8 protein-coding genes are annotated in these 8,939 nt (G+C 51.7%); 5 read left to right on the forward strand and 3 right to left on the reverse strand.

Annotated elements, in window-relative coordinates:
- The 4 genes from AQR02_RS06705 to AQR02_RS06720 all read left to right on the forward strand — a co-directional run.
- A partial coding sequence (locus tag AQR02_RS06705) for a FeoC-like transcriptional regulator (protein WP_425339962.1) occupies window positions 1-366 on the forward strand: 366 nt, incomplete at its 5' end.
- A 17-nt stretch (window positions 367-383) separates the two neighbouring features.
- The gene (gene uvrA, locus AQR02_RS06710) at window positions 384-3,254 is read left to right on the forward strand and encodes an excinuclease ABC subunit UvrA (RefSeq protein ID WP_054939919.1); all 2,871 of its coding nucleotides are present in this window, start codon (window positions 384-386) and stop codon (window positions 3,252-3,254) included.
- 84 nt (window positions 3,255-3,338) lie between these two features.
- Entirely contained in the window at window positions 3,339-3,578 is a 240-nt protein-coding gene (locus tag AQR02_RS06715) for a hypothetical protein (RefSeq protein ID WP_054939920.1), read from the forward strand.
- A 142-nt stretch (window positions 3,579-3,720) separates the two neighbouring features.
- On the forward strand, window positions 3,721-5,028 hold the full coding sequence (locus tag AQR02_RS06720; RefSeq protein WP_054939921.1) for an amidase: 1,308 nt from the start codon (window positions 3,721-3,723) through the stop codon (window positions 5,026-5,028).
- A gap of 278 nt (window positions 5,029-5,306) precedes the next feature.
- On the opposite strand, the gene AQR02_RS06725 is transcribed toward AQR02_RS06720, so the two are convergent.
- The 3 genes from AQR02_RS06725 to AQR02_RS06735 all read right to left on the reverse strand — a co-directional run bounded on the left by AQR02_RS06725 (window position 5,307) and on the right by AQR02_RS06735 (window position 8,343).
- Entirely contained in the window at window positions 5,307-6,116 is an 810-nt protein-coding gene (locus AQR02_RS06725) for a class I SAM-dependent methyltransferase (protein WP_054939922.1), read from the reverse strand.
- Window positions 6,117-6,120: 4 nt separating this feature from the next.
- Window positions 6,121-6,942 (reverse strand): GNAT family N-acetyltransferase, encoded by an 822-nt coding sequence (locus AQR02_RS06730; RefSeq protein WP_054939923.1) that lies wholly within the window; start codon window positions 6,940-6,942, stop codon window positions 6,121-6,123.
- A 135-nt stretch (window positions 6,943-7,077) separates the two neighbouring features.
- Window positions 7,078-8,343: a S8 family peptidase gene (locus tag AQR02_RS06735; protein WP_054939924.1), complete on the reverse strand. Its 1,266-nt coding sequence runs from the start codon at window positions 8,341-8,343 to the stop codon at window positions 7,078-7,080.
- 171 nt (window positions 8,344-8,514) lie between these two features.
- Between AQR02_RS06735 and AQR02_RS31840 the strand changes: the two genes are divergently transcribed.
- On the forward strand, window positions 8,515-8,939 hold a 425-nt coding region (locus AQR02_RS31840; protein ID WP_209444129.1), incomplete at its 3' end, for a hypothetical protein.

Here is an 8,939-nt window from a genome sequence, read left to right on the forward strand (position 1 = left end):
CCGATCCGTGAATCGGTCCTCAAGGTGCTGGAGCGTTCGCCGGAGCAGATGGCCCCTTTTTATCAAGACCCGCTGACCCGCCGGTTAAGTGAAGATGAGCTTTGGAAGGCAATCAGGGAAATCGGACAGGTTCTGGAGCGTCATCTTGCAGTGATCAGCCGTCCGGTGCTTGAATTTATGGCCGATCAGCAGATGAAGACGGTAACCATGCTGGCGAAGCATTTTCATATGCAGGGGCATTATCTGATTAACATTCTGGAGTACATGACGGAGAAAGGGATCATTGAGAAGGTATCTCAGACCATCCGCATTACGTCCAAGAGCAAACCGGCAGTTGAAGAAATCGGCTTCTTGTATATTCCATAACAGAGGGGGATAAGCGTATGTCCGTACGAACGACAATAGAAATCTCGGGGGCCAGGCAGAATAATCTGAAAAATGTGTCGGTCGAGATCCCGCGTGATAAGCTGACAGTCATTACCGGAGTGTCCGGTTCCGGGAAATCCTCGCTGGCGTTTGATGTGATCTATGGCGAGGGCCAGCGGAGGTTTCTCGATTCCATTTCAAACTTTGCCAAAAGCCGGATCAGCCAGGTGAAAAAGGCGAAAGTCGATTATGTACGGGGCCTGTCCCCGGTCATCGCCATTGAGCAGAAAAAAGGCAATCACAATCCCCGCTCCACGGTGGGAACGGTAACCGACACTAATGATTATCTACGGCTGCTGTTCTCTACGGCAGGTACCGGGCATTGCCCGGAGTGCAGCAAACCGCTGCGCCAGCTGTCCGCGGCCCAGATTGCCGAGCATATTACCGGCCTGCCGGAAGGTACGGTCATTGAGCTGCGCGCGCCGGTGAATAAAATATACGGGGAAGAGTATAGCTATACCTTTCAGCAGCTGCGGGAAAAGGGCTTTAAACATCTGCTGATTGACGGTGAGCCCGTCTCACTGGGGGATGAGCTGGAGCTGGATGAGCGCAAGGCGTATAGGATAGAAATCGTAATCGACCGGATCGGCCTAAAACCGGACACCTACATACAGCTTACCAAGTCGATAGAAGCGGCGATACTAGCGCTGGATGAGGATATTATGATTAAGGTGGAGGTTATTGGCGGGGTAGGGGAAGAGTTCTACCAGCATTTTGCCTGTCCGGAGCATCACTTCTTCCTGTGCGATATGCAGCCGTTCCATTTCTCCTTCAATACGCCGGCAAGTGCCTGCCATACTTGTCTTGGTGTGGGAATGTCTTATGTGGTGGAGCCGCATTTCCTGGTGGTTGCACCGGAGAAGAGCATTAATAAGGGCGCACTCAAGAACACGGTGTTTAACACCGCCGGCAAAGACAGCTACCGCACGGTACTGATGTATAGCCTGTCCCAGAAATACGGCTTCAGTCTGGATACGCCGTTTCACGAGCTGCCCAAGGAGATTCATGAGCTGCTCTTCTTCGGCAGCAAAGGTGAGCTGGTTCCGATGCTGCAGCCGCCCTTTTCGCAGAAAAAGAACTGGCTCACCGGACGCGACCGGCCCTTTGGAGGATTCGTGCATGAAATGGAGAGCTGGTACAAGCATTATATCCGCAAGTCATCCACGACAGAGGCGTTTGAACCGACCTTTATCAAGGATTGCATGATTGAGAAGGTCTGTCCGGAATGCGGCGGCGCCCGGCTTAAGAAGCAGCGGCTGCAGGTTACGGTCGGGGAGAGGAATATTGATCAGCTCAGCCGGATGCAGCTGCATGAGCTGCTGGAGTTTCTGGAATCGCTCACCTTTGAACCAGAGGTCAGGGATGTGGCCGAGACGATTGTCCGTGAGCTGCATACCCGAATCAGCCTGCTGATCGAAATCGGGCTGCATTACATCAACCTGGGCAGACGAAGCGACAGCATATCCGGCGGGGAGATGCAGCGGATCAAAATGTCCACCCAGATCAGCAGTGAGCTGATGGGCATGCTCTATATTATGGATGAGCCGAGCATCGGGCTGCACCCCCGCGATTCCGGCAGGGTCATTGAGACGATGAAAAAGCTCCGTGATCTCGGCAATACGATCATTGTGGTTGAGCATGATATAGAAACCATCGGCAGTGCCGATCATATCATTGAAATCGGACCAGGGCCGGGAATCCATGGCGGCAGCATCGTCGCCAGCGGGACGCTGGAGGATATCATGAGTGAGGCAGAATCGGTTACAGGCCAATACCTGTCAGGGCGGGCGAGTATTCCAGTGCCCCAGCAGCGGCGTAGCCTCGGGGATCACTTTTTATCCATCCAAGGGGCGCGGGAGAATAATCTCAAGAATGTGGATCTGGATATTCCGCTGAATGTGTTCATCTGCATTACCGGAGTGTCCGGCTCCGGGAAAAGCTCCATGATCAATGAGATCCTCTCAAAGCAGCTCAAAATTGACAAGACAGGCGCGCGGATTGTGGCCGGCGAACATGATTATGTGTTCGGAGCCGATCTGCTGAATCATGTGATCAACATCGATCAGACGCCGATCGGCCGCAACAGCAAATCTAATCCGGCCACCTACATTGGAATTTACGATAAAATCCGCGACCTGTTCGCCTTACAGCCGGAGGCAGTGGAGCGCGGCTATCAGCCGATTGATTTCAGTCTTACCCATGCGAACGGTACCCGGTGCGAGCATTGCGCGGGCGATGGCATCATTGTCACGAGCCTGCAGTTCATGGCCGATATCGAAACCATTTGTCCGGTATGCAAAGGTAACCGTTTCTCGGAAGAAGGTCTCGAAATTAAGCTCCACGGCAAAAGCATTGCGGAAGTGCTGGAAATGACGGTGGAAGAGGCAGCCGGCTTTTTCGCTGACCACAAGTACCTCAAGCACAAGCTGGGGATTATGAATGAGCTTGGACTGGGCTATTTAACGCTCGGCCAGAGCTCAACCACCCTCTCAGGCGGGGAAGCCCAGCGGGTGAAGCTCTCTAATGAGCTGGCCAAGATCAAAAAAGGCGCCCATAATTTATATATACTGGACGAACCGACAACCGGCCTCCATCTCGCTGATATCCAGAAGCTGCTGGTTGCGCTGAACAAGCTGGTGGACAGCGGACATTCCGTCATCGTCATCGAGCATCATCTGGATGTGATGAAGTCTGCCGACTATATCATCGACATGGGACCGGAAGGCGGCAACGGCGGCGGCTATGTCGTCGCTGAAGGTACGCCCGAGCAGGTCGCGAAGGTGGAGGCATCACATACCGGAAGGTATCTGCACAGTGTGCTTGGCTAGAACGCGTTTAATACGAAAGGAATCAGACGAATGAATTCAAATAACGTAGTGAGGTTCGCATAATTAACGGATCTCAATTCCTAGATGGGCCTTATCGATCTCGTCCGGACGAACTTTCCCGGTTTGGATACGTCTGAACTACTGGAAGGATACCGCCAGACAGTCATTAAGAATATCAACCGGCGCTCAGCGATCTGTGCGGTAAATGCCGGAGAAGTGGTCGGATTCATGCTGTCTTTATTTCCTGAGGACGCGGAGATTAGCGTTACCACCCGTCGGGCTGAGGATGAAAAGGGGGCTGCTCCCCGTCCGCTGGCGGACTGAACGGCAGCGATGCCGTTCTTTTTGGCTTACCCGGCATCCTAGATGGGTGCTGGAGCTTATCACCTTGAGGAAATTTATGTAACTTTTATGAATAGGCGGCGTATGTCATAGGAATATAAAAATCGACAATGGGGATGATGACATGCAGCTTGCCCGTGCATCTCTGGCGGAAATGCTCAGTAATGGAGTAGAACCGGAGGTTTCTATTGCTAAGGCGATTACTCATTACTTAGAAAGATTTGCAGAGCTGGAACCGCAGATTCATGCTTTTGTCCCCGAAGAACAGCTGGAGCTGCGCTTGAAACGGGAAAAGGAGCAGCTACTCGCTTCGATCGCAGCGGCACCAGACAAACCGGCCTTATGGGGAATTCCGGTCGGAATCAAGGATTTGATTCATGTAGAGGGTTTACCTACTCATGCCGGGTCTCATTTACCCGCTGAGGCACTGACTGGCAAGGAAGGGCCGCTGGTTACGAGACTCCGGCTACTTGGTGCGGTTATTGCCGGGAAGACGGTAACCGAAGAGTTCGCCTATCAAGGGCCGATTTCGACGCTGAATCCGCATGACACCGCGCACACCCCCGGCGGGTCCAGCGCAGGCTCTGCGGCAGCGGTTGCTGCGGGAATATGCCCGCTGGCGGTAGGTACCCAAACCTTGCGGTCTGTACTGGCCCCGGCTTCCTTTTGCGGAGTTTTCGGATTTAAAGCGAGTTATGGAAGAATTCCAATGGATGGCGTAATTCAGCTGTCGCCTTCTTTTGACGCCATCGGTTTGTTCACACAGGACCTTCGCAGTATGGAAGTTGCTGCTGAACTGCTCATTCCGGGCTGGACTCCACGTCAAGTGAGCCGCAAGCCTGTACTTGGTATCCCGCAGGGCGTCTACATGCAGCTGATGAGCGACGAGGTCAAAGCTGTCTTTCTAGCACAAATCGAATCTCTTGGAAAGCTTGGCTATCAGGTGAAGCATGTGGAGATGCCTTGGCAAGATGAGCTTATATACGGCGATGCCATGCTGCGATTTATTGAAGGGGAAATGGCGCGCGGGCATGCAGACTTATTTGAACAATATGCCGGATATTACGGTGAGCCAGTCAAGGATGGGATTGCCAGAGGGAAGCAAGTTACCGATGCCGAACTCGAAACCTATCGCAGGATGCAGCTTGAGCTGCGGCAGAATCTGGAGATACTTATGGAGGAAGAAGGAATCGATCTCTGGGTATCTCCCGCTCAAGGGGGGACGGCTCCGAAGCTGGAAGAGAACCGTACGGGCTGGGCGGGGATGACCGCGGTTTGGGGCTTTGCCGGTTGTCCGGCGCTTAGTATTCCGGCAGCCAGCATAGATAATTTGCCGCTTGGTTTTCAGTGTGTCGGGAGCTACGGCGGGGACGAATGGCTGTTAGCGTGGTCCCGGGAAATGGCGTTGGATTTGCTGTCGAGTAATAGATGAACATTAATCCTCCGTTTCCTGTACTTTTAAGCAGGACCGGGGGATTTTTGGGTTTCCAGCATAACTCTTGAGTCAATAGAGCTTTGGTACAACAGCATGATTGATTTCATAACTGGTATACCTCAGAGGAGCATTGGACCGTCCGGTTCATGATTGACAGCCAGCTGAACTGGGTGGACGGCATGGTGCCTGTATTGGATCTGTGAGCAAAAGAGGCAAGCCGCTAGTCATGTACTGTGCTCAGCGGCTTATTTTGATGATGGTAGGGAGTGACATTCTTATACCGAAGTGACTAGAAAGCGGTACCCGCCTTCGTAAGTATCCTGCGTGCGGATGATTCCGTATTGCTCATCCCATGCGCCGGAGGATAAATCGGTTTCTAGCCGCTCGAGCAAGGGCTGCAGCATATCATCCGGGCAATCAGCCAGCGGCGAAACTCCGGCCCGGAACTCCTTGTCCAGGTATAGCTCAGGTCTTCTCCAGGCGGAGGCGAAAAAGCTGTCAGTGATGTCATGAGGGACAGGGAAATCTACGAGTTCTACGTTATGACTGGCAGCTTCTTGAAGCGTATGCACAATATTTCCGATAGGCTGATAAGCTTGATAGGACTGCAAAATAACCGGCCGGAAATATTCCTTCAGCCAGCAGCTGTCATCCGGACATAACCTTGGATCAGCAGCAAAGATCACGATTCTGCCCGTTGCTGAGGTTACACGGACCATTTCCCGGAAAGCCTGGTACAGATCGCTGAAATGGTGCATCGCCAGGGTGGAAATTATGCCGTCTACAGCGTTGTCTTCCAAAGGAAGCTGTTCGGCAAAACCTTCTGCCCAGGTCAGATTAGGATGTTGTTTACCTGTTTCCCGCATGATTCTAGAAGGCTCAACGGCGATAACGTCATAGCCTTGTCTAGCTAATTCCACAGAGTAATTCCCTGTGCCTGCGCCAATATCCAGTATCCGTGCCGGGGCGGGAAGCGCCAGACTGCGGATCAGTGCTTGTGTAATTCTAGGGTCAGCCTGCCGGGTTACATTATAAGACTGCCCAATGAGATCATATACCGCCGGTTTTTGATCCCCTAAGCCCATATTTTTATACCCTCCCTTTATAGTAGGCAGCCAGTAAATCCTCTAGCGGTATCCCCTCAATCCTTAGACCCTCTGTGCTGCAGTGCCGGATGTCCACGCCCGAAAGATCACAGCCGATGAATTGGCTGCCGGTTAATCTCAGGTTTGACAGTAGCGTGTCTGTGAGATTCAGATTCGTGAACCTGGAGCCGCTCAGATTGCAGTCGGTAAATAAGCTGCCGCTTAGATTACTGTTATTGAAGCAGACCTTCTCCAGATTCATATTGTAAAAATCCGCGCTGCTCATCAGGCAGTTCTCAAACTCTGCCTTTGGGAGGGATTGATCTTTGAACTGAACTGCTGGCTCTATTTTCTCTGCAGAAACAGCAATATGCTTTTCATAACCAAATTCCATCTCGGATTCATAGATCCGGGTATAACCTGCTTTTTCATAAAAATGATGATTATCCAGCTGTTTACCGGACGTTTCCAGCTTCCAGACCGCTACTGCAGGGAATTCACGTTCCAGGAAAGCCAGAACCTTTGAACCGATGCCGCAGCCCTGAAAGGCAGGGTCAACAAAAATTCTATCGATTCGCGCATGTCTTCTGCCCGGGTAGTCCACACAGGCTCCGCCGATGACCTGTCCTTCCATTTCGATTACATAATAATAGGCTTGCTGAATGAAATAGGCATGCATTTCGGCAGAATCATAACCCGGCGGGCGAAGATTATTATCCTGGATGGTGCTTCCGGGAGACCAGCGCTGCTGCTCTGCATCAAAGGTTGTTTTCATTATTGCGGCTAAGAATGGTGCATCTTCTAGCACTGCTTTGCGAATAATCATCTTCCCACACTCCAGTTTGCTGATTTCTATGATTTCTAGAATATACCATAGATCACTTGCCATAAAGGTCAAAAACAGCCCAAGGCACGAGCGCCGCTCGTGCCTTTTACTTGCGGAGATGCAGCCGCAACCTGGCTATTTTCTTTTCTTCAGGCAGTTCAAGAACCGCATATTGACCTCGCCGCTTCCTGCGGTGTTCGGCTTAAGAACGAGGCGGAAGGTGTTTTTCTTAAGGGTGGCTTTAACCTGCCGGGGCGTCAGGCACGGGCGAAGCTGCAGCAGCTGCGCGGCTGCCCCCGCGACGATCGGGGTAGAGACGGAGGTGCCGGACAGCACAAAATACAATTTACCGTTTCGTTGACCCGGCATCTGGCGGGCCAGCCTGGAGCCCGGAGCCAGCAGTGAGGTGATAGACTCGCCCGGTGCCACAATATCGGGCTTCACTTTCCCGCCCGGTGCAGGTCCGCGGCTGGAGTAGAATGTGATGCGGTCATCGCTCTGGGTGATCGTCCGCTGGTCATTCACTGCGCCTACTGTAATTGCAGAGGGGCTAACTCCGGGAGATTCAACCGTCCGGGAGCTTGGTCCGCTGTTGCCGGCGGAGATGACTACGGTCAATCCGGCCTTGACCGCTTTTTCCACCGCTTGGACCAGCAGGTCCTCCTCAGCTGAATTGCTCACCGGTCCGCCGAAGGACATGGACAGGATCCGCAGCTTTAAGCGTTTCTTGTTGACAATGCACCACTCAATCCCCTTAATAATGGTGGAGTCATAGCCTTCACCGTTTTTATCGAGCACCTTAATACCCGCAATCCCTGCTTCCGGGGCAGGCCCTCTATACTTCCCTTTGCTTACCCATCCGTTTCCGGCGGCGTCTCCGGAGATATGTGTGCCGTGTCCGTTATCGTCATAAGGCCGTTTCCGGTGATTAATAAAATCCTTGAATGCGATAATCCGGTTGACGGGCCGGGTCAGATCGGGATGCGGGAACACGCCGGTGTCGATAATGGCAATGTTGATCCCTTTTCCGGTGAGTCCCCGTGTTTGTTGAAGCGCTGCTGCGCCGATGGAAGGGGTAGCGATATTCAAAGTGGCTTTCTTTACATCGTCCAGATAGACTTTGCCTATTTCGCCGCAGCTGCAGATCCGCTCCAGACATTGTAACGAAACCCGTGATGATACTGCGTTGATTAGATGAAGCCGGTGCTTCACCGGGAAGGCATGTTTACCTAAATGCTTTTGTAATGTCTGCATCCGGGCCGGTGTTAATTTGTGTTTGAACTGTACGATTACGGGAACTGCCGCCGGTTTCTTAGCTAGACTCTTCGAATTCTGAATATTGCGCTTTAACGGTCTATTGATTTTGGCGGCATAATGCCGCATCCACATCGGTTCACTCATTGACGTTGCTTCACCTCTCCATAGCACATACTATGCAGTGATCAGCCTAGCGGATACATATCTATGAAACTGAGACACTACCACATTTATGAAATGATAGGCAATAAATCAGTTCAGTCCTCCCGTAAAATGCATTTACTACACTATCTTAAAAGAAAGTGGTGAAGTAAAGTGAGAGAAGCTGAGAAGAAAGCATTAATCGCAAAACGTGCAGCAATGATCAAAAAAGCAAGTGTGTCTAAACTGGCGGCAAAGAAGGTAAACGCAGCAAAGGTACAAGCCCAGAAAGCGCAAATGGCTAAAAAAGCCCTCCTGGCCAAAAAGACCCTGCTGGCTAAGAAGGCCAAACTGGTTGCCCGTAAAAAACGCAGAGTAAAACAGTCGTTCTTTAACTTCGTAGTGCTTGCAGTCAACTTTAATAACCGGCCTAAAGACACTACAGATTTTACAGCTATCCTGACCAGAGGAAGCCAGACGTATACAGCATTTTTCGATGAAACGGGTGTAGCTATATTCTATGACATCAGAGCATTGACAAACTTCCAGTATACTTTGCGAATCAACAATGAAGATAATGTGCAAGTATTCCAAGGCAC

Source organism: Paenibacillus ihuae, assembly GCF_001368795.1.
Lineage (GTDB): Bacteria > Bacillota > Bacilli > Paenibacillales > Paenibacillaceae > Paenibacillus_AQ > Paenibacillus_AQ ihuae.